Here is a 21,780-nt window from a genome sequence, read left to right as displayed (position 1 = left end):
ATCGATCATATGTTGTAAGAAGCAGGGAGGGATGAAGACCAGATGCGCGAATTGCCGGAATTGGAAATATACAGAGCGATGCTTGCGGAGAGATTCGCCGGCGCTCTAATAACAGACTTCAAAACAACCTCGGACAGGGAGCGGGAGCATGCGATGGCTCTCGAGTTAAAGGGCAAGATGATTTGGTTCGTGGAGAGACGCGGACCTTATCTGGTGTTTCACCTCGATAACGGAAAACGATTAATGATGGCGATGAGCGATGGAAGCTTTATGTATTGCTCTTCATCCGATGAGGAACTGGGCGAAAAGCCTTCGATTACCATCGAATTTGAGGATCGTCATTTGCATTTCTTTGGTTTAACCATGGAAGATTTGTATTTGAAATCAGTGAAGGAGCTTGAGACGGAGATGAAAAGCTTCGGCATCGATCCGCTCGACAAACGGCTTACTCCTGCAAGATTCAAGGCACGCTTCTCCTCTTCGCGAAAAGGACTCAAATCCGCATTAATGGACAGGAGCGCCATAGCGGGAATAGGTTCGTTGTATGCGGATGAAATAGCGTATGCGGCCAGACTTTCGCCCGCTTCCAAGTTGTCAGCTTTGTCGGAGGACAATTGGGAGCGACTGTTTCATGCCACGACCGAAATTTTGCGCGAAGCGATCGCGCACGGAGGCACGGGGGACCATCCTATGTTCGCGAATGACAGTCTTACCGGAGGCTTCAAAGATTATTTGAAGGTAAGCGGCAGGGAAGGCAAGCCTTGCGAGCGTTGCGGTCATAGGATTGAACGTATCCTGGTTGCGAAGCGCAAGACAGCGATTTGCCCGCATTGTCAGAGCGGCGAGGAATAAGGGAAGCCGAGCTTTCCGCCTGGAGGGATTGCCATGATTCATGTCTATTTGGATGATTACCGACATTGTCCGAAGGGCTTCGTATTAGCCAGAAACGCGGAGGAATGCAAGCATCTGATCGATGAAGAAGAGATTGATATTCTATCTCTTGATTTCGATCTCGGCTGGGGGAATCCGACCGGCTACGAGGTTGTCAGACATTTGGTCGAGCATGGCGCGTATCCCAAACGAATTTTCCTGCATACCTCCAGCATCCTCGGACGAAATCAGATGTATGAACTTTTGTCCGAACAGCTTCCGGAAACGACGGAGCTCTTTGGGGGTCCTATGCCTCAATGCGTGTTGGATGAAGCAGCGGGCAAGTGATCGACATGATCAAAATTGGACCTTATAAACTACCTTTAGGAATGAGGCATACTGAATCGTGAGTCAATGGATCGGAACGGCCAATCAAAAATATGCGTCCTATGCGATGGAAGAGCTCCGAAGAATCATTCCTGGAGCCTCATTCGCTCAGCTTGCGGCCGGAGAAGTGTTCCTTATGACTTCTCCGATTGCAAAGACGGATACGCTGTCGGCGATTTTGCGACAAGAGCCGATTTTCTTGCGGCATATTCAACCTGTTGATAGGTTGATCGAAATTTGCGGCAGTGCAAATGATCTGGATGAATTATCGGCGATGATTCGGCATTCACGCTTGGCCTTCGAAGGCAAGCGAGCGGCTGTCCATATTCGCAGAAGCTCGAAATCGGCCTTTCATTACAGCGCCTCGGATACGAAGGGGATTCTTGACGCCGTTCTCGAGGAAATAGGTGCGGAGCCCGTCGTGCAGCAGCCTGATATTATTCTATCTATTTATGCGGCGGCGGATTTTCTGTATGCCGGATTTGGAGCTCCGCGGGACATGCTCTCCGATTGGCCGGGAGGGGCTGTCAGATTTCAACGGGAAGAAGGACAAATTTCGCGGGCCAAGTTCAAGCTGTTGGAGGCTGAGCGCAGCTTCTCCTTGCAATACGCATCCTTCAGACGGGCGCTTGATGTCGGCGCGGCTCCGGGCGGTTGGACTTCGCTTCTGCTCGAAAGAGGGCTGAGCGTCACCTCGATAGACCCGGCGGAAATGCATGAATCTCTGTCGGCTTATCCAACCTTCACGCATGTGAAGAAGAATGCTTCCGAGGTGAAGCTGAAGGAAGCTGCTTTTGACCTCTTGGTATGCGATATGAGTTGGAGTCCGATGTTAATGTGCAGATTGATTCTGGATTTGCAATATGCGTTGACGAGAGACGCCACCGCCATTATTACGGTAAAGCTGATGCATCGCAAACCTTTGCAGACGATTCGCGAAGTGAAGGAAAGGCTGGAAACGGGTTTTAGACTGTTAAAGGCGAAGCAGTTGTTTCACAACCGCGAGGAAGTTACCTTTCATTTGCAAAGGAAATAAGCACATGATCGATATTTCAAGGGAAAGCATCCCGAGGAAGGCTATTCAGCCGTTCCTCGGGATTTATTTTTTTTCGGGAGGAGAGTCGACAATGAATCATACTTGGGCAAAGCATGGCAGACTAAGCAAAGGAGATTGTATCGGCGGAAGGTATCGCGTATTGCATCCTGTTGGACAAGGGGGAATGGGCACAGTCTATGCGGTAAGCGATTTGAAGCTGGATGGTTCCATTCGCGCCATGAAGGTTGCAGAAGGAAAGCACGGCGTGTCTGCTTACTCGGAGGAAGCGGGCATGTTGATGAGACTTAACCATCCTTGTTTGCCGCATATTACCGATTATTTTCCGATGGATGAGGAGAGCGGCTGCTTTGAAGCGCTCATTATGGATTATGTAGACGGACATACACTGTCCTCTATCTTGGAACAATCATTAATGGCATTAACAATAGCGGACATCATTCAAATCGGCTTGCAATTATGCTCTGCGCTTCTCTATCTGCATGAGCAGCCGGTCCCTATTATTCATCGGGATTTGAAGCCGTCGAATGTCATGATCGACAGAAACGGACAAGTGAAGTTGATCGATTTTGGCATTTCCAGACGATTCAAAGAAGGGCAAGCTTCGGATACGGTTCAACTCGGCACATTGGGCTTTGCGGCTCCAGAACAGCGAGAAGGAAAACAGAGCGATGCGCGCACGGATATTTATAGCTTGGGCATGCTGTTCTATTATTTGGCGATGCGAGGCAGAGTCATGGCCGCAGAGCTTCAAAACGCTCCCCTTCCCGCTCTTTTGAAGGGATTGCCAAAGGATGTGCCGGCGATTATTAGAAGCATGCTGGAGAGAATGCTTGAGCCTAATGCTGCGTATCGCTGCCAATCCATGCGGGAGGTAGAGCGGGGATTGAAGGCCGCAGCCTCAGGCGTCGCAATGGATTTCAGTCATACGATAGCGGTTGATGCCGACGGCAGGTCTGGCAATGCTGGAGGTAACAGCGGACATGGATTGAGAATCAGTGTAATATCTCTATCGCCTGGAGCAGGCGCGACATGGGTGACATTGACGACGGCTATGCTTCTTGCCAAGCAAGGCTACAGCGTTATGGCCGCGGAATATTATAAGCTTCCGCCTGAATGGAATGAGTGGCTTCCCGGCGTAATGGCTTCGTCCAGCCCGGCCTTGACTTGGCTCCCGTGTTCTTCCCCGGACACAAACGAGAAGAAACATCATGAAAGGATGTTCTCGGAAGGGCTTCTGCATTCTGAAGCGCAGATTCAGCTCATCGATTTCTCGCATGCATGGTCGGATCCCGAGGCGATGTCGTGGCTGCTGCAGTCGCAGTATGTGCTGGTCATCTGCGATCCATTCATCGCCAAGTGGCAGCCCGATAAAGTGAAGGCTTTGTTGGAGCTTGAGCAGTCGCTTTGCGCCAATGGCCGGGAGCTGCACTGGATCGCGAACAAAGATATGAAGTTTCGCAGACGCGCGGAATGGCTGGACCTGCTGCCCCGCAAACCGCTAACCGCCATACCGATGCTGCCTCAGGATGAGCTTCTGGAACTGATGTGGAAGAGGCGATGGATTATCGATCATCCAAGATTCGGCAAGCAAATCGAGAGTTCCTTGTCAGCAGTGAGCCGACTCGCTGCAAGATGCATTCAGGGACGTTGAGGCGCCGGAAACCATGTGCCCGGCTTGCATTTGAATGCTGCCTTCATTATGATGAAGAATAGATTCGTAATTGGGAAAGCAGGTGTGAAGCAACAATGAATGAGCATATTCTGGTCGTTGAAGACGAAGAAGGAATCGCTCGGATTCTGCAATTGGAATTAGAGCATGAAGGATATACGGTAGGCGTCGCAAAGGATGGACGCAAGGGCTATGAGATGGTGTCGGAGGGAGAGTGGCAGCTTGTGCTGCTTGATGTCATGCTGCCCGAGATGAGCGGCATCGAGGTGCTTCGATTGATTCGGCAAGCGGGCAATCCCGTCCCGATCATATTGCTGACGGCAAGAGATACGGTGCCTGACAAGGTCAGCGGCTTCGAGCATGGCGCGAATGATTATATTACGAAGCCGTTCGCCATGGAAGAGCTTCTCGCCCGGGTGCGGAACATTCTGCGAATCTTTCAGCAGAATCCGAAGGAAGCGGAAGGCTCGGATCTTATTAAGCTTGGCGATTTGACAATCGAGCTGCGCACGCGCAAGGTGTACCGCAAGGATTTGTTGATCGAGCTTACGCCTCGCGAATTCGAGCTTCTGGTTTATTTGGTCGAGAATCGCAACACGGAGAAATCCAGAGAGGATATCCTCTCCGAGGTATGGGGCTATGATTTCATTGGCGAGACAAACCTGGTTGATGTGTATATTCGATATCTGCGTCAGAAGCTCGACAAGGGTTATCGTCACAAGCTGATTCATACGGTTCGCGGCGTGGGCTATATGATTAAGGAGCCTGAAGCATGACGCTGCGTAAACGATTTACGCTTTTTACGATATTCTGGCTTATTCTTATTTTGATTTTCTTCAACATCTTCGTCTATTTCTATGTGATCAAGATCACAACGGAAAGCGAGAAGGAAGTCATCACGACGAAGGTCAATTTATTGCTCGAAAACCCCCGAATTCAGAGCGGGCGAGGCCTTAATACGGCTGAGTTGCTTAACGAGTACTATAATGTGAAAGAAATGATACGTATCATCGTCCCGTCGAATCGGGTCGTCAATATATCCGGCTCTAATCCGATACTGCTCGAGCTGCCCGCTCAATTTGAGTCGGTTCATCATAGCGGGATGATTACAAAAAACGGAGAACGGGTTATTTTTATGCGGGTGCCGATCTATGAGGATGGACAAGTTATCGCCATGCTTGAGGTGAATCGGATTCTCGACGAGCTTGACAAGTATTTGCAGGTGCTTGTCGGGGCACTTAGCGTGACGAGTATCGGAGCCATTCTATTCGCGATCTTCGGAACGTTATGGTTCACCTCGAGACTGACAGCTCCGATTCAACAGATGGTGAATACGATGAGGGAAATCGATAGAAGCGGCAAGCTGAGACAGATTGCCGTCACGAATCGCGAGGAATCCGCCGAACTCCAGCAATTGGTCCGGGCTTTCAATCAGATGATTGAGAGGCTTGACCGCACATTCGCAAGACAGAAGCAATTCGTGGCGGATGCTTCGCATGAGTTGAAAACGCCGCTGACGGTTATTAGCAGTTATGCGGGCATGTTGAAGCGCTGGGGGCGGGATGATGAGAGCGTCCGCGATGAGGCGATCGAGGCGATTGCCAAGGAAGCGGTGAGGCTGCAAAATTTGACAAAATCGATGCTGATGCTTGCCGAAGCGGAGCAAGAGGATTGGCTGCGTCTGGAGATGTTCGATGTCGTTCAGATTGTTGAGGAGCTTGCGACGATGCTGCAAACGACCTTCCAGCGTCAAATTCGCGTGAGGGTGCTTTCGCGGTCGGTCAAAATGACCGGAGATAAGGACAAGATTAGGCAGTTGCTCGTCATCTTGCTGGACAACGCGATCAAATATTCCAAGGAGCCGATCGATATCTCGATCTCGCTTCTAAAAGGAATTGTCAATATTGAAGTGAAGGACAAGGGGATGGGCATTCCGGAGAAGGATCTTCCTTATCTGTTCGAGCGATTCTATCGCGTTGACGGCGCAAGAAGCCGAACTACCGGAGGCGTCGGGCTCGGCTTGTCCATCGCGAAGCGAATTATCGATCTGCATGAAGGCAAGGTGGATGTATTCAGTCTTCCGAATTTGGGGACGACTATCACTTTGCAATTCAAACAACGTAAATGAGAGAAAGAAACCGGGAGAACGGAAGAGAAATGAGGGATGCATGTGAGATTTCGCACGGCTGCAGTACAATATAAGCTTACAGACATCGACAGTTTTGCCGAGTTCGAGGAGCAGGTAACCCATTCGGTTCGCAACGCGTCCGAGTATGGCGTGCAATTCTTGCTTTTCCCCGAATTTCTTACAACACAGCTGCTTTCCATCAGCGACGAGAATGGCAATCCGCATGCTTTCGAACAATTGCCGTCGTTCACGGAGGCTTATCTTGCGCTGTTCACTAAATTGGCCGAAATCTACCAAATCTATATCATAGGCGGCACCCATGTGCGTCAATGCGCCGACGGCAGCAGGCAAAATGTCGCGCATCTGTTCCATCCGGACGGCAAGGTGGATACGCAAGGCAAGGTTCATCTTACGCCGACCGAGGTAGAGGAGTGGAACATGTCGCCGGCAGACGGCATAGAGGTGTTCCAGACCCATTACGGCAAGATTGCGATGCTGACCTGCTATGATATTGAATTTCCCGAGCTGGTTCGCATTGTGCGATCCAAGGGAGCGGATGTTATATTCTGTCCTTCCTGCACGGATGATCGTCACGGCTTTTACCGCGTGCGGTATTGCTGTCATGCGAGAACGGTTGAAAATCAAATGTATGTCGTGACGACCGGCACGGTAGGATCGCTTCGCAAAGTGGATTTCATGCGGGCGAATTTTGGTCAGGCGGCTATCATCGCTCCGAACGATATTCCGTTCCCGCCAGGCGGCATTATTGCCGAAGGCTTGCTCAACGACGATATGCTGGTGGTCGGAGATCTGGATTTGCAATTGCTTGACGAGGTGCGCAAAAATGGATCGGTCAGGCCCTGGCTTGATCGCAGACCGGATATTTATCCAACCTGGAAATAGCTTGGAAGGCGGTGTGCCGTTCTGAAGAAGGAGTTTTATTTGGGAGTCGAAGGTCGTCCTCGACTTGCATGCGTTCGCAATTATATTGATTTGGATTTTGACGGAATGATCGAGGTGCAGAGGGCTTGCTTTCCGCCTCCGTTTCCCGAGGAGCTGCTGTGGAATCATGGGCAGCTCGGGGAACATGTAACCCGGTTCCCCGAAGGTGCGTTATGCGCCGAGCTCGACGGGGAGATCGTCGGCTCTATGACGGGGTTGATCGTGAACTGGAACGATTACCAAGAGAAGCATTCATGGGCGGAGATTACCGATCATGGCTATATTCGCAATCATGACAGCGGCGGTGATTGTCTCTATGTGGTTGATTTATGCGTGGTCCCTTGGCTGCGGAAAACGGGGCTTGGCAAAATTCTGATGCAATCGATGTATGAAACGGTTGTGCAGCTCGGTCTTGCGCGGCTGCTGGGCGGCGGAAGAATGCCAGGATATTCGAGCCGGGCAAGCGAGGCGAATCCCGAGCAATACGTAAGACGCGTCGTGGCGGGGGAATGGCAGGATCCAGTCCTATCCTTCTTGCTTCGCTGCGGCAGAATGCCGGTTGGCGTGCTGACCGACTACTTGGACGATGAAGAATCCCGCAACAATGCCGTCCTTATGGAATGGCGAAATCCTTTTAGAATGGAGCGATAGTTAATGGCATTAAACTACGAGAGAATTGCATCTATCGAGCATCCGCATTTTCGCGGCGTGCATCATCTGCTTCAGACGATATTTCCAGCAGAGGAGGTGCTGGCATACGAATTATGGCGTGAGCCGCTGGAGGACCCGGCGATTCATGTGTATGCCGCTTTGCACGGAAGCGAGGTCGTTGGCGCGACGGAATATCGCTATTATACGGATTTGTGCGTAGCAATGACCGATTTCACGATTATCGGCAAGTCCGGTCTTGGCATTGGGAGATTTTTGTTCAGGGAGCGGGAAAAGGATTTGCGGCAGCTCGCCTTGCAATCCGGTACCGAACCTTTAGGCATGTTCGCCGAGGTGTATGACGCTGAGCGGGCCGGCAATTATAGCTTCGGCGGCGTCTCGCCAATGAATCCATACGTGCGGCGAGAGGTGCTGTCTCATATGGGCTATAAGCGGCTTGACATGCGCTATGTGCATCCTTCCTGGGATCATGAAGGTAAGGCTGTGGAGGAGCTTGATCTTTGCTTCTTGCCGAGCGAGGAAGAGCTCGAAACCATTGATTCGTCTCTCGTGCATCGCTTTCTAGACCGTTACTACACGGCTCTTCCGCACAAGCCCAAGGAATGGCTGTCGATGATGGAGCAGCTTCAGTCGCGTGGGAAGCTCGAGCTGTTGCCGCTATGACCAAGCTGATCTTTCGCGGCACGGGAGATTCGCAAGGCGTGCCTCGCGTCTACTGTGACTGCGGAATATGCGCAGGCGCGAGATCTCCGCAGGGAATCAACAGAAGATTACGTCCTTCGCTGCAGATGTCGAATGAGGAAACGGGAACCACATGGATCGATTGCGGACCGGACTGGAGCAAGCAGATGGAGCTCGCCGGTCTTCGCGGCATCGACCGTTTGCTCCTGACGCATGGCCATTTCGACCATATCGGGGGCTTGGTGGAATGGTATGATGTGTGCAGATGGACGGAGAGGCGCGGCGAGGTCTATTGTCCTGCTGAAGTGATACCGGAGATCCATGCGCGATTCCCTTGGCTGACTTCCCGGATGGCGTTTATTGCTATCGACGAAGGATTGCGAATCGGCGAATGGACCGTTCGGGCTTGGCGCGTGAATCACGGCAAGAACGGCTATTCCTACGCCTTTCGCTTTGATTCGATGGAATCCGGATTCAAATGGGTTTATTGCCCGGACTCGATCGATCTGACGGAGCAGCAGCAAGAGCCGCTGCGGGAGGTGGATCTTCTGATACTTGGCACAAGCTTTTACAAGGAGCCTTACGCACGCGAGTCAAGATCGCTCTACGATGTAACGGAGGCGATCGAGCATGCCGCGAAGTGGAAGCCCGGCCGGATGCTGCTCACGCATCTATCCCATGACATTGATATTCGCGAGCGCAGGGCATTGCCCGAATATATCGAATATGCCCATGAAGGATTAGCGATCCATGTGTAGATTGGCCAATGAGGATTAGTCCATGCTGGCGATGACAAGCAGCTTGCCTTGCGCAATTTGAATAAAGCCTTCGCTTTCCAGCAGCACATTGCTGATTCCGAGCGATTGACCGATTGAAAGCGTTGCGTCGTGAAGCGGATATTGAAACCCGATTAACGAAATGCCGGTAACCTTTTCCGACAAGGGAAGCAGCGAAACTTGAGTATACGGGCCCGCTTTCATGCGGCATTGATCGACGACCAGCCGTATTTCGTTATGCTTGTCCCGCAGGATGGCTTCTATGCCGATATCGGCAGCTAAAGCGAGCAAATGAACATTGGCCAGCGTATGATCGAAGCGTGTTCCCGTTGCGCCCAAGAGCAGAATGACGCCCGGATGTATATCCAGCGCAAGCCGCATAGCCATTTCCGTATCCGTATCGTTTTTGTCAATCGGATCACATGCGATTGTTTTTCCACTGCAGGCTTGAATGCGTTCGAATGCTTCGGGCGAGACGGAATCGAAGTCACCTATCGCAATATCGGGATTAACGCCGTGCCGAACGAGAAAGTCCGCCCCTCTGTCCGCTGCTATGATGAAATCGGAACTATCGAACTGCTCGAGCGCCCAGTCGTCCAGATGACCGCCAGAAACGATAACAATGCGTGAGTGCATAATGGCCTCCCAGTTTTCATAATCCCATTCAGTATATCGCTGCGGCTGCCAGTCAACAACGTTAAGCGTACGACTTATTCAGTCAGGGAAGAAGAATCGAGAAGAGAAGGGGAAGAAGATGGAGAATAGAGTCAATGTTTTGTTTGTATGTCTCGGCAATATTTGCAGATCGCCTATGGCTGAAGCTGTCATGAGGCATTTGGTGGAGCAAGAAGGATTAGACGGCCAAATTCGAGTGGATTCGGCCGGCACCGGCGACTGGCATCTTGGGAGCATTCCGCATGAGGGCACGCGCAAGGTGCTTCAGCGGCATCATATCTCTTATGAGAATATGAAAGCCCGGCTTGTCATTCCGGAAGATAAGGAAGCCTTCCAATATATTCTGTGCATGGATCACAAAAACCTGAAGGATGTTCGGCGAATTTTCAACCTGAACGACGAGCAAGCGTCGAATGGTTCGACAAAGCTTATGACGTTCATGAATTTGCTCCCTGACAGCGGAGTGGACGAAGTGCCGGACCCCTATTACGACGGCAGATTCGATTATGTATTCGAGCTTGTCGAGCAGGGCTGCAAAGCGCTTCTGGAACAAATTAAAAGGGGCTTGGAACAGGGATAGCATCCATTTCCAAGCCGCTTTTTCTTTCCTATTCGATTTCGATGAAATGCCGCAGCGCCTGAGGGAGCTCCTTCTGCCAAAAGCCCCACTGATGCTTGCCGTCCTTCTCTTCGTAAAAAAGCTTCGCCTGCTTCAGCTCCAGCAGGGCTTTCATATTGCGATTGAGCGCGACGAAATCGAAGACGCCTCGATCGGTTTCATAATCGGTTTCCTGCAAGCCGACGATCATGTACATATTCAGCCAGCCGAGATCCATGCTGTTCACGATTTCGTTCTGCGCGCTGGCGTAGAAGGCGCCGGACAGCGACATAACATGCCGGAACAGCTCGGGATAGGCGAGAGCGAGCTGAAGCGAAACGGTTCCGCCGAGCGAATCGCCGGCGAGAATTCGGAAATTCGCTTCTTTCCGTACGGGATACCGCTCCTCGATATAGGGGAGAAGCTCCTCCGCGAAGAAACGGAGATAGGCCTGGTGGCGGCTGCCGTCCGGAGCGTATTCCTCCGTGCGATTCTTCTTGTTGACATCCACGCCGACGATGAGGAACGGCTCGAGTCCTTCGTCGAGAATGAGCTGCGTCGCAATCGTAGCCACTCTTCCAAAGTTGAAGAAATCCTCTCCGTCCTGACAATACAGAACAGGATAGCTGAGCAGTTCATTGTAGCCGGGAGGAAGGAAGATTCTAAGATTGCGTTCTCCTTCGGTCAGATAGCGGCTGTTTACCGTTTCTTTCAGAATCGTTCGTTTCAAATATTTCTGTTCAGTCATCTTGAATTCTCCTCGCTTATATTGAATGGAATGCGGTCGTAGTGGGTAAACAATAGTAAGGTGATCAAGGGGCGGAGTCTGTGCTGCTGTCATTTGTATTATTCTGTTATAGTCTTTTTGGAAGTCTGTTGCATATACAATTCCTTAATAGTAGATCAATTGTTAGTTAAAAAACAGCGGATTATTCCTGTTTTGCTTTGACCATTCATGCATAACAGGTTTATAATAATTCTATAACAGAGTACCCTGTATTTCAAATATTTCGATTGAGGTGAGCGTTCAAAATGAGCAAAAAGACCAAGTTGCCATACGAAGTTCAGACGGAACCGGTAACGCCGCTGTCCGTGCTGTCTCTCGATGGAGAAGTCGTAAACGCGGATGATATGCCGGAGTTGACGGATGATCAACTGAAAGAAATTATGTACCGCATGGTATTCACGCGCACATTGGACGAGCGCGCCGTAAATTTGGGCAGACAAGGCCGCCTTGGCTTCTACGCGCCTGTATCCGGCCAGGAAGCGTCCATGATTGGCAGCGAATACGCGGTTAACAAGGATGATTTCCTGTGCCCGGGCTACCGCGATATTCCGCAGATCGTATGGCATGGCTTGCCGTTATATCAAGCGTTCCTCTATTCCCGCGGTCATCAGCATGGCGGACAGGTGCCCGAGGATGTTAACGTTCTCATGCCGCAAATTATTATCGGCGCTCAGATTCTGCACGCTACGGGCATCGCGATGGCGTTCAAGAAGAAGAACGAGAAGCGCGTTGTCATGACTTATACAGGAGACGGCGGTTCCTCCGAAGGCGATTTCTACGAAGGCATGAACTTCGCGGGCGCTTTCAAGCTGCCGGTCATCTACGTGGTACAGAACAATGGTTATGCGATTACGACTCCGTTCGCGAAGCAGACCGGCGCAATGTCCATTGCACATAAAGCAGTCGCTGCCGGCATCAAAGGCGTTCAGGTCGACGGCATGGACGTTCTTGCCGTGATCAAAGCGGTCAGTGAAGCTGCTGAACGCGGCCGCAACGGCGAAGGCGCGACTTTGATCGAGATGGTTACGTATCGTTATCGTCCGCATTCCATGTCGGATGATACGTCGAAATATCGGACGAAGGACGAAGAGAACGAATGGGCGCCTAAGGATCCGCTTATCCGCTTCGGCAAATTCCTCGAAAGCAAAGGCCTGTGGTCGGACGAAGACACGGCGCGCGTGAAGGAAGAGGCGAAGGCGAAGGTAGCCGAGCAAATCAAGAAAGCCGAAGCAACGGAGAAAATGACGATTCCCGGCTTGATCGACTCGATGTACGAGACAACGCCGAAATATCTGGAAGAGCAAAAGGCCGATTTCCAATAACAAACGCGAAGTAAGGGAGGATCAATTGAACATGGCTCAAATGAATATGAAAGAAGCAATCCGCGACGCCATGCGGGTCGAATTGAAGAGAGATCCGAACGTCGTGCTGTTCGGTGAGGATGTCGGTAAGGTAGGCGGCGTATTCCGCGCTACGGAAGGTCTGCAAGCGGAATTCGGCGAGGAGCGCGTCTTCGACACGCCGCTGGCGGAATCCGCAATCGGCGGTTTGGCGGTAGGCATGGGCACGCAAGGCTTCCGTCCAATCGCGGAAATTCAGTTTGTCGGCTTCATTTATGAAGCTCTGGACCAAATGTTCGTGCAGGCAGCGCGCATGCGTTTCCGCTCCGGCGGCCGCTATAACGCGCCGATCGTATTCCGCACGCCTTTCGGCGGCGGCGTTAAAGCTGCCGAGCTTCATACGGATTCACTTGAGGGCTTGGCTCTGCAAACGCCAGGCATGAAGGTTGTAATCCCGTCGAATCCCTATGACGCGAAGGGCTTGCTAATCTCTGCGATTCGCGACAACGATCCCGTATTCTTCATGGAGCATCTGAACTTGTATCATGCGTTCCGCGACGAGGTGCCTGAGGGCGATTATACGGTCGAGATCGGCAAAGCGAATGTCGTGCGCGAGGGCAGCGACGTAACGATTATCGCTTACGGATTAATGGTTCACACGGCAGTCAAGGCGGCTGAAGAGCTGGAGAAGGAAGGCGTGAAAGCGGAGGTTATCGATCTTCGCACGCTGATGCCGCTTGATATCGATACGCTTGTTGCTTCGATTCAGAAAACGAATCGCGTTATCGTGGTGCAAGAAGCCCAGAAAACGGCGGGAGCAGCTGCCGAGGTTATCGCGCAAATCAACGAAAAGGCGATTTTGCATCTGGAAGCTCCAGTGCTTCGCGTAGCCGGACCGGATACGGTTTATCCTTTTGCCCAAATCGAGGATGCTTGGCTGCCGAATGTGGCGCGCATTAAAGCGGCAGTGAAGAAAACGATGGAATTCTAATTGTAAACTCATCTCGAGATTTAAATACGTTTCTACCAAAGGAGGTTGCCATAGGTGGCTAAATTCGAATATCGATTTCCCGAGCTTGGCGAGGGTTTGCATGAAGGCGAAATCATCAAGATGCATATCAAGCCCGATGCTGTAATTACGGACGATGACATTATTATGGAAGTGCAGAACGACAAAGCGATCGTTGAAGTTCCGAGCCCGGTTAACGGCAAGGTCCTGGAGGTACTGGTGAAGGACGGACAGGTATGCCGGGTCGGCGATGTGGTTGCAGTCATCGACGCGGAAGGCGAGGTTCCGGATCAGCATCTTCATGACGAGGCCGAGGCTTCCAAGGAAGAGGAGAAGAAGGAAGCTGTTACTGTAGAAGCAGAGGCTTCTAAGCCATCTGCCGGGGGAGAAAAGACTGCTTCCTCCAAAGCGCAGGTGCTTGCGACGCCAAGCGTTCGCAAATACGCCCGCGAGAAGGGCGTTGATCTGACGAACGTAACAGGAACAGGCAAGAACGGCCGAATTACACGCGAGGATGTCGACGGCGGCGAAAGCGCGGCTGCTCCATCCGCAGAGTCGAATGTTGCTGCGACAGAGGGCAAAGCGGCAGAAAGCGCGAAATCGGATTCGAAAGCTTCTGCGCCTGTAGCTGCGGGAACGCCTTATCGTCCGGAAGAACGCGTGCCGTTCAAAGGCATTCGCAAGGTAATCGCGAACGCCATGGTGAAATCCGTGTATACCGCGCCGCATGTTACCATCATGGATGAAGTCGACGTGACCGAGCTTGTCGCCCTGCGTTCGAAATATAAGCCTTATGCGGAGAAGAAGGGCTCTAAGCTTACGTATCTGCCGTTCATCGTGAAGGCGCTCGTGGCGGCTTGCCGTCAATTCCCGATCCTGAACTCGACGCTCGACGAAGAGTCGCAGGAAATCGTCTACCGCAAATACTACAATATCGGTATTGCAACCGATACGGACAACGGTCTCATCGTTCCCGTCATTGAGGATGCCGATCGCAAAAATCTGTTCATGATTGCAGATTCCATTCGTGATCTGGCAGCTCGCGGCCGCGACGGCAAGCTTGCAGCCAATGAGCTTAAGGGCAGCACGATCTCGATTTCCAACATCGGCTCCGCCGGCGGCATGTTCTTCACGCCGGTCATTAACTTCCCTGAGGTTGCGATTTTGGGAACGGGCCGTATTTCCGAGAAGGCCGTTGTACGCGACGGTGAAATCGTGGCAGCGCCAGTTATGGCCTTGTCCCTGAGCTTCGATCATCGCTTGATCGACGGCGCAACGGCGCAAAACTTTATGAACTATATCAAACAGCTTCTGGGTCAGCCTGAACTGTTTATAATGGAGGTTTAAAACATGGTCGTAGGAGATGCTTCATTAGATATCGACACTCTAGTCATCGGTGCGGGTCCCGGCGGATATGTTGCCGCTATTCGCGCGGCTCAGCTTGGCCAAAACGTATTAATTGTGGATAAAGAATATGTGGGCGGTGTGTGCTTAAACGTAGGCTGCATTCCATCCAAAGCCTTGATCTCGGCTTCGCATCAATACGAGTCGATCGGTCACGCTTCTTCCTTCGGTATCGAGGTTGGTGAAGCGAAGGTGGATTTCAGCAAGGTGCAGGAATTCAAAAACGGTATCGTGAAAAAGCTTACCGGCGGCGTTGCTTCCTTGCTCAAAGCGAACAAGGTGCAGTATTTCCATGGCGAAGTGATGTTCATCAACGAAAACGAAGCGCGCGTATTCAATGATCAGGAAGCTCCGCGTTACCGTTTCAAGAACTGCATTATCGCTACCGGCTCTCGTCCGATTGAGCTGAAGGCATTCCCTTACGGCGGCCGCATCGTGTCTTCGACAGGCGCTTTGTCGCTGCCTGAAATTCCGAAGAGCCTCGTCGTAATCGGCGGCGGCTATATCGGTATCGAGCTTGGCCAAATGTATTCGAAATTCGGCACGAAGGTTACCGTTATCGAAGGCTCCGATTCGATTCTTCCGGGCTTCGACAAGGATATGTCGAATATCGTGGCGAAGAAGCTGAAATCGACGAAGGTCGATATCGTTACCGGCGCGCAGGCGAAGAGCGCGGAGCAAACGGATAAGGATGTAACGGTTACCTATGCGGTTGGCGACAAAGAAGAATCCGTAACAGCGGATTATCTGCTCGTCACCGTGGGACGTCGTCCGAATACGGACGGCGAGCTTGGTCTGGACCTGATCGGTGTGAAAACAACGGATCGCGGCTTGATTGAGGTGAACGAGCAATGTCAAACGAATATCCCGCATATCTATGCGATCGGCGACATTATCGCAGGTCCTGCTCTGGCGCATAAAGCGATGTATGAGGGCAGAGTGGCGGCTGAGGCGATCTCCGGCCAGGCCAGCGTGATTGATTACAAATGCGTGCCGGCGGTCTGCTTCTCCGATCCGGAATGCGCAAGCGTGGGCTTGAGCGAGAAGGAAGCGAAGGATGCCGGCCATAGCGTGAAGGTTGGCAAATTCCCGTTCGCCATCAATGGACGCGCAATGTCGTTGAACGCAAACGAAGGCTTCGTGAAGCTTGTGTCCGACGCCGATTCCGGTCTCGTGCTCGGCGCGCAAATCATCGGTACGGAAGCCTCCAACATGATTGCCGAGCTTGCTCTGGCTATCGAGATGGGCGCTACGCTCGAGGATATCGCGCTTACTATTCATGCGCATCCTACGCTTGGCGAGATTGTTCTCGACGCTGCCGAGGTCGCGCTTGGTCATCCGATTCACACCTTCATCAAATAAGAATTGACCCCAGGGTCGTTTCTATCTCAAGAGGTCGCGCGGCACTTGTGTCTGCGCGGCCTCTTTGCGCGAGAAAGGGCATATTATAGTGAAGAGAAGCAATGAAGGAGTGAAAGCGAATGAGCGAAACCGGCGATAATGGCTTGAATGTGGGCAAGAAGGCGTCAGATTCCAGAACGCTGATGACTCAATTAATCTTCCCGCTCGATACGAATCATTACGATACGATGTTCGGCGGCAAGCTGATGGAATATATGGATAAGGTCGCGGCGATTGCCGCTATGCGTCATGCAAGATGCCGGGTCGTTACCGCGTCGACGGATAATATTGATTTTCTGGCGCCGATTCATGTCGGTGAAGTGATTGAGGTTGAAGCGTTTGTGACCTGGACGAATCGAAGCTCGATGGAGATTTACGTAACCGTCATATCGGAAAATTTGTACACAGGCGTGCGCACCATGATGGTGACGGCGTTTTTCACCTTCGTCGCGCTCAGCGAGGATGGCAAGCCGACTGGCGTTGCATCCATCCTTCCAGAGAGCGAGCTTGAGCAGAAATTGTTCGCAACGGCGCCCGAGCGTCATCGGCAAAGAAAGAAACGAAAGCAGGACAGGATTGTGAATTAATGATATAATAAGAGTTATTTTGTCATTGTTGGGGGGCGAACATAGATGAGCTGCAGCGAACGTTCCTATTTGCAATTATTGCAGGATGTGCTGAATTATGGCGCGAGGAAAGAGGACAGAACGGGAACAGGCACGATTTCGGCCTTTGGCTACCAGATGAGAATGCCTCTTCGAGAAGGGTTTCCGCTGATGACGACAAAGCGCGTTTCATTCAAGCTTGTTGCAAGCGAGCTGCTTTGGTTCATAAAAGGAGATACGAACATTCGATATCTGCTCCAGCATAATAATCATATTTGGAATGAATGGGCCTTCAAGCGGTGGGTGGAAAGCAGGGATTACACAGGACCCGATATGAGCGATTTCGGCCTTCGTGCGCAGCGTGACGAAGCGTTTGCGGCTCTGTATGAGGAGCAGATGAAACGGTTCGCGGACCTTATTCTGAGGGATGACGACTTCGCCGCGCAATACGGAGAACTGGGCAATGTATATGGAAAGCAGTGGCGGGACTGGAAAACAACGAAAGGCGAGACGATCGATCAGCTAAAGGACGTGATTCATGCCATCAAGCATACTCCCGATTCGCGCCGCTTAATCGTGTCCGCGTGGAATCCCGAGGATGTGCCGTCGATGGCGCTGCCGCCTTGTCATACCCTGTTTCAATTCTATGTATCAGAGGGCAAGCTGTCCTGTCAGCTGTATCAGCGCAGCGCGGATATTTTCCTTGGCGTTCCGTTTAATATTGCAAGCTACGCCTTGCTTACGCATCTCATCGCGCATGAATGCGGCCTGGAGGTAGGCGATTTCGTGCATACGTTCGGCGACGCGCATATCTACTTGAATCATCTGGAGCAAATCGAGACGCAGCTGGGCCGTGAGCCAAGAGCCCTGCCGAAGCTGAAGATCAATCCGGCGAAGACTTCGATCTTCGACATGGAGCTGTCCGATTTAAGCGTAGAGAATTATAACCCGCATCCTTCGATCAAGGCTCCGATTGCCGTATAGAAGAAAGGTCGGTGAAGCTGCATGTCCGTTACACTTATAGCCGCGATGGACAATAATCGCCTGCTGGGCAAGGACAACAAGATGCCTTGGCATCTGCCTGCCGAAATGGCTTATTTCAAAGAGAAAACGATAGGAAAGACAGTGCTTATGGGTAGGAAGACATTCGAATCATTAGGAGGGAGACCGCTTCCTAATCGTCGGAATGTGGTTCTGACCAGACAGTCCGGGCTGAAGCTGCAAGGATGTGAAATTGTACATTCGCCGGAGGATGCCGTGAAGCAGTATGGCTCGGCACAAGACGAGCTGATGGTTATTGGCGGCGCAGAAGTATACGGATTGCTTCTTCCTTTTGCCGACAAGCTCCTGCTGACCGACATTAACGTTGATCTTGGCGAAGGCGACGCCTATTTTCCCCTTTTTCCACGGGAGGACTGGCAGCTGGCGGATAGTCGATTCCGGGCGTCGGACGAGAAGAACAAGTATGATTTCACCTTACAAACCTATGTAAGGAAAACGTAATTACGCCTGTTCGGCAAATGTACGCTTAAACGAACATTACGTCATAAAGTGCAAATGATTATGCGGAAAATCCATTAACGAGTTCAACAAAGGAATGCTAGCATGTTATAATATGAATAATTGGATTCCCGGTATCGGACGAAATGCTGAATTGAACGAAGCAATGGGAATTAGGGATGGAGGAAAAGCGATCATGTCTACACCAACAGGGTTTATGGAATATCAGCGCGAATTGCCGGCCGATCGCGACCCGCTTGAGCGCATTAACGATTGGAATGAATTTCATAAGCATTTTTCCGAAGAACAGCTGCGCACGCAAGGCGCGCGCTGCATGGATTGCGGGACGCCGTATTGCCATACGGGCATTGAGCTTGCCGGCACGGTATCTGGCTGTCCGGTCAATAATCTGATTCCCGAATGGAATAATTTGATTTATAGAGGCTTATGGCGCGAAGCGCTGGAGCGTTTGCACAAAACGAATAATTTCCCTGAATTTACCGGACGTGTCTGTCCCGCGCCTTGCGAGGGCTCTTGCACGGTGGGACTTATCGGGGATGCGGTTACGATCAAGTCGATCGAACAAGCCATTATCGACAAAGGCTTCGAGGAAGGCTGGGTTGTCGCGCAGCCGCCGAAGATGCGCACCGGCAAGCGTGTTGCGGTTGTAGGCTCTGGCCCTGCGGGCATGGCTGCAGCTGCGCAATTGAACAAAGCGGGCCATACGGTCACCGTCTATGAGCGTGCCGACCGGATCGGCGGTTTGCTTACGTACGGCATTCCGACGATGAAGCTGGAGAAGGATATCGTTCAGCGGCGGGTAGATTTACTAATTGAAGAAGGTATTACGTTCGTGACGAATACGGAGATCGGCAAGGATATTTCGGCTAATGAGCTGATGGAATCCTTCGACGCGGTCGTGCTTTGCGGCGGCGCTACTCGCGCACGCGAAGTGGATATTGAAGGACGCGGCCTGGACGGCATTCATCTTGCTATGGATTATCTCAACGGAACAATCAAGAGCTATCTGGATTCAGGCTTCGAAGACGGTCAATTCATTGATGCCAAGGGCAAGGATGTCATTGTCATCGGAGGCGGCGACACGGGAACGGACTGCGTCGGCACAGCGCTTCGACAAGGCTGCAAATCGGTCACGCAATTCGGCACCGTCGGCAAAGCGCCGCTCGTTCGTGATTCGGCGAAGAATCCTTGGCCGCAATTCCCGAATGTCTATACGCTCGATTATGCCCAGGAAGAAGCGAAAGCCTTGTACGGCGAAGATCCGCGCGCATTCTCCGTATTGACGAAGAAATTCGTCGGCGACGAGAACGGCAAGCTGAAGGAGCTTCATACGGTGCAGATCGAACGCATTGTGGATGAAACCGGGCGCAAAATTTACAACGAAATTCCGGGTACGGAGAAGGTATGGCCGGCGGATCTCGTGTTCATCGCAGTTGGTTTTGAAGGTCCGGAATCCACTGTAATTGAACAGCTTGGTCTGGAGCAGGATCGTCGTTCGAACGTGAAAGCGGCTTATGGCAAATACACGACGAATGTTGATAAAGTATTCGCAGCAGGCGATATGCGTCGCGGTCAAAGCTTGATTGTATGGGCGATCAACGAAGGACGCGAAGCAGCGCGCGAAGTTGACAAATATTTGATGGGCTCTTCGATGTTGCCTTAGGTTAGAGGGCATGTCGTAATAAATTGCATTTTTGGAGAAGCGCCTGCGGGCGCTTTTCTTGACTTCCAAGCATATAAATGTTTTGCATAGAGCACTGCTTCGGCTGCAATCGTTAGCTGAACAATAAGAGGAATGGGGCTGTGTCATGATTAAATATGGTCTTGACCATTATGCTGAATTGCAATTTATTTCTTTCGAGGGGACGCTTGAGCAAAGGGATCATCAATGGATCGATATCTTTCTACAACCGAAGCTCAGCGAATCAACGCCTGTTCCAGACGATATTATCGCTTTCTCGATTCTGGTCATCTGCACGCATGACGGAACAGTCGTCCAGATGATTCCGCAGGATGAAGATTGCGATTGCGAATATGGCTTTACAGCTGACGAGAAGGCACAAATAACGGCCTTTGTGAACAGCGTTGAAATACAAGCGGCTATTCAAAAATTACACTCCCCTTGAGCAGGAAGGATGTGGTAAGATTCGTATAAGAATGCATGAAGGGAGAGCTTCATGATGGCCAATTCCGCTTATGTATTGACGCCAGGGGATGTGCGTATGATCAGACATTACGTGCAAGCGAAATATACCGGCTTGACGATGGACAAGCATGCCGATATAATCGCGAACGCCGTGAAACGAATCATACATAAGCAGTTGCCGGATTTCGAGCTGTCCTTGAAGGAGCGTTTGACGAGCGCGTTAATTCGCAAAACGGTGCTGGAGGAGCAAAAACCAGTGACCGCCGATGATATTTATAAGCTTTGTCTTGAACTGGATCATTCCCAAGATTCGATAGCGAAGCCTCTTCATGCTTGGCTGCGCGAGCAAGAGGTGCGACTGTTCTCTGCATCGCCCCTCGCGGGAGAGGACAATAATGGCAAGGAGGAAGCGCACCCCAAACAAGCTCTGGTTATACCTTTCCCTGTAGTCGCTCCCCCGTCCAGAATGAATCGTCGCAGAAGCCGAACATGGGTATTCGGGGCGTTGAGTCTGCTCCTGATCTCTGTGTGCAGCCTATACGGGATGCTGCAATCTGCGGCATCCGACATGAACACACCGCTCATTAACCCGCTGGAAACGGCATCAGCGCCGTTTGGCATGATGATTCCGATGGAGCTTCCGGAAGCTCCTTATCCGAATGAATTGCCAAAGGAGCTGCAGTATGAGGCGATTGATCAACATCAACTGATTGCTTTCTTGAAAAGCAGGGACTCCATGCTGGCTGAACCTGCCTTCTATGATGCGATTATGGAGGCTGCCGAAAGCTTCAATATTCATCCCGCGTTCTTGTTCGCCATTACCGGGCAGGAGCAGTCCTTTGTGCCAAAGTCGGACGGCAACGCCGAGAAGATTGCCAACAATCCGTTCAATGTGTTCTACAGCTGGCGGGATTACAATACATCCATCAAGGATTCAGCGGCTATCGCGGCGAGAACGATCGTAAGGCTGAGCAAGAACAGACCGCCGGGAATGGATGCGTTCACCTGGATTAACCGGGAATATGCCGAAGATCCGAATTGGGCCAACGGCGTTCGCGCGATATACAACAAAATTATCATTGAAACGAAGCAGTAACGAAGCAACCGGCTTGTAA

Annotated in this window: 23 protein-coding genes; 21 read left to right on the top strand and 2 right to left on the bottom strand. The window is 51.5% G+C overall.

Going from position 1 to position 21,780, the window contains the following annotated elements:
• Positions 1-42: 42 nt before the first annotated feature.
• The 10 genes from HFP08_RS21455 (at position 43) to HFP08_RS21410 (ending at position 9,161) form a co-directional block, all read left to right on the top strand.
• Positions 43-852 (top strand): Fpg/Nei family DNA glycosylase, encoded by an 810-nt coding sequence (locus HFP08_RS21455; RefSeq protein WP_168122660.1) that lies wholly within the window; start codon positions 43-45, stop codon positions 850-852.
• Positions 853-885: 33 nt separating this feature from the next.
• A complete protein-coding gene (locus HFP08_RS21450; protein ID WP_168122659.1) occupies positions 886-1,218 on the top strand; it encodes a cyclic-phosphate processing receiver domain-containing protein in 333 nt (110 codons plus the stop codon).
• 58 nt (positions 1,219-1,276) lie between these two features.
• Positions 1,277-2,293: an SAM-dependent methyltransferase gene (locus HFP08_RS21445; RefSeq protein ID WP_240941689.1), complete on the top strand. Its 1,017-nt coding sequence runs from the start codon at positions 1,277-1,279 to the stop codon at positions 2,291-2,293.
• A gap of 91 nt (positions 2,294-2,384) precedes the next feature.
• Entirely contained in the window at positions 2,385-3,965 is a 1,581-nt protein-coding gene (locus tag HFP08_RS21440; RefSeq protein WP_168122658.1) for a serine/threonine protein kinase, read from the top strand.
• Between the two features lie 95 nt (positions 3,966-4,060).
• Entirely contained in the window at positions 4,061-4,759 is a 699-nt protein-coding gene (locus tag HFP08_RS21435; RefSeq protein WP_168122657.1) for a response regulator transcription factor, read from the top strand.
• Positions 4,756-6,111 (top strand): sensor histidine kinase, encoded by a 1,356-nt coding sequence (locus HFP08_RS21430; RefSeq protein WP_168122656.1) that lies wholly within the window; start codon positions 4,756-4,758, stop codon positions 6,109-6,111. Before HFP08_RS21435 ends, HFP08_RS21430 begins: the two co-directional genes overlap by 4 nt.
• A gap of 42 nt (positions 6,112-6,153) precedes the next feature.
• Positions 6,154-7,014, top strand: a complete 861-nt coding sequence (locus HFP08_RS21425) for a carbon-nitrogen hydrolase family protein (protein WP_168122709.1) — start codon at positions 6,154-6,156, stop codon at positions 7,012-7,014.
• Between the two features lie 39 nt (positions 7,015-7,053).
• Positions 7,054-7,704 (top strand): GNAT family N-acetyltransferase, encoded by a 651-nt coding sequence (locus HFP08_RS21420; RefSeq protein WP_240941687.1) that lies wholly within the window; start codon positions 7,054-7,056, stop codon positions 7,702-7,704.
• 3 nt (positions 7,705-7,707) lie between these two features.
• Positions 7,708-8,385 carry a GNAT family N-acetyltransferase gene (locus HFP08_RS21415; protein WP_168122655.1) on the top strand — a complete coding sequence of 226 codons (678 nt, stop codon included), beginning with the start codon at positions 7,708-7,710 and terminating at the stop codon, positions 8,383-8,385.
• Entirely contained in the window at positions 8,382-9,161 is a 780-nt protein-coding gene (locus tag HFP08_RS21410; protein WP_168122654.1) for an MBL fold metallo-hydrolase, read from the top strand. The genes HFP08_RS21415 and HFP08_RS21410 overlap by 4 nt, the downstream gene beginning before the upstream one ends.
• Before the next feature lie 15 nt (positions 9,162-9,176).
• On the opposite strand, the gene HFP08_RS21405 is transcribed toward HFP08_RS21410, so the two are convergent.
• Complete coding sequence (locus tag HFP08_RS21405) at positions 9,177-9,815, bottom strand: thiamine diphosphokinase (RefSeq protein ID WP_168122653.1); 639 nt, start codon at positions 9,813-9,815, stop codon at positions 9,177-9,179.
• A gap of 118 nt (positions 9,816-9,933) precedes the next feature.
• On the opposite strand from HFP08_RS21405, the gene HFP08_RS21400 reads away from it, so the two are divergent.
• Positions 9,934-10,434: a low molecular weight protein-tyrosine-phosphatase gene (locus HFP08_RS21400; protein ID WP_168122652.1), complete on the top strand. Its 501-nt coding sequence runs from the start codon at positions 9,934-9,936 to the stop codon at positions 10,432-10,434.
• Positions 10,435-10,462: 28 nt separating this feature from the next.
• On the opposite strand, the gene HFP08_RS21395 is transcribed toward HFP08_RS21400, so the two are convergent.
• Positions 10,463-11,200, bottom strand: a complete 738-nt coding sequence (locus HFP08_RS21395) for an alpha/beta hydrolase (RefSeq protein WP_168122651.1) — start codon at positions 11,198-11,200, stop codon at positions 10,463-10,465.
• A gap of 284 nt (positions 11,201-11,484) precedes the next feature.
• Between HFP08_RS21395 and pdhA the strand changes: the two genes are divergently transcribed.
• The 10 genes from pdhA (at position 11,485) to HFP08_RS21345 (ending at position 21,761) form a co-directional block, all read left to right on the top strand.
• Positions 11,485-12,561, top strand: coding sequence for a pyruvate dehydrogenase (acetyl-transferring) E1 component subunit alpha (gene pdhA / locus HFP08_RS21390; protein ID WP_168122650.1), 1,077 nt, complete (start codon positions 11,485-11,487; stop codon positions 12,559-12,561).
• Positions 12,562-12,592: 31 nt separating this feature from the next.
• On the top strand, positions 12,593-13,570 hold the full coding sequence (locus HFP08_RS21385) for an alpha-ketoacid dehydrogenase subunit beta (RefSeq protein WP_168122649.1): 978 nt from the start codon (positions 12,593-12,595) through the stop codon (positions 13,568-13,570).
• Between the two features lie 54 nt (positions 13,571-13,624).
• Complete coding sequence (locus HFP08_RS21380) at positions 13,625-14,935, top strand: dihydrolipoamide acetyltransferase family protein (protein ID WP_168122648.1); 1,311 nt, start codon at positions 13,625-13,627, stop codon at positions 14,933-14,935.
• Positions 14,936-14,938: 3 nt separating this feature from the next.
• On the top strand, positions 14,939-16,354 hold the full coding sequence (gene lpdA / locus HFP08_RS21375; RefSeq protein WP_168122647.1) for a dihydrolipoyl dehydrogenase: 1,416 nt from the start codon (positions 14,939-14,941) through the stop codon (positions 16,352-16,354).
• Between the two features lie 119 nt (positions 16,355-16,473).
• The gene (locus HFP08_RS21370; RefSeq protein WP_168122646.1) at positions 16,474-16,980 is read left to right on the top strand and encodes an acyl-CoA thioesterase; all 507 of its coding nucleotides are present in this window, start codon (positions 16,474-16,476) and stop codon (positions 16,978-16,980) included.
• Positions 16,981-17,025: 45 nt separating this feature from the next.
• A complete protein-coding gene (locus HFP08_RS21365; protein ID WP_168122645.1) occupies positions 17,026-17,982 on the top strand; it encodes a thymidylate synthase in 957 nt (318 codons plus the stop codon).
• Positions 17,983-18,003: 21 nt separating this feature from the next.
• On the top strand, positions 18,004-18,501 hold the full coding sequence (locus tag HFP08_RS21360; protein WP_168122644.1) for a dihydrofolate reductase: 498 nt from the start codon (positions 18,004-18,006) through the stop codon (positions 18,499-18,501).
• A 193-nt stretch (positions 18,502-18,694) separates the two neighbouring features.
• On the top strand, positions 18,695-20,182 hold the full coding sequence (locus HFP08_RS21355) for a glutamate synthase subunit beta (RefSeq protein ID WP_168122643.1): 1,488 nt from the start codon (positions 18,695-18,697) through the stop codon (positions 20,180-20,182).
• Between the two features lie 145 nt (positions 20,183-20,327).
• Complete coding sequence (locus HFP08_RS21350) at positions 20,328-20,645, top strand: hypothetical protein (RefSeq protein WP_168122642.1); 318 nt, start codon at positions 20,328-20,330, stop codon at positions 20,643-20,645.
• Between the two features lie 51 nt (positions 20,646-20,696).
• Positions 20,697-21,761, top strand: a complete 1,065-nt coding sequence (locus tag HFP08_RS21345) for a glucosaminidase domain-containing protein (RefSeq protein ID WP_168122641.1) — start codon at positions 20,697-20,699, stop codon at positions 21,759-21,761.
• Positions 21,762-21,780: the final 19 nt, after the last annotated feature.

Origin of the sequence: Paenibacillus sp. HB172176 (genome assembly GCF_011947265.1) — a bacterium.
Lineage (GTDB): Bacteria > Bacillota > Bacilli > Paenibacillales > Paenibacillaceae > Pristimantibacillus.
Note: the sequence above shows the minus strand (reverse complement) of the source record. Positions and strands in the feature narration are given on the sequence as shown.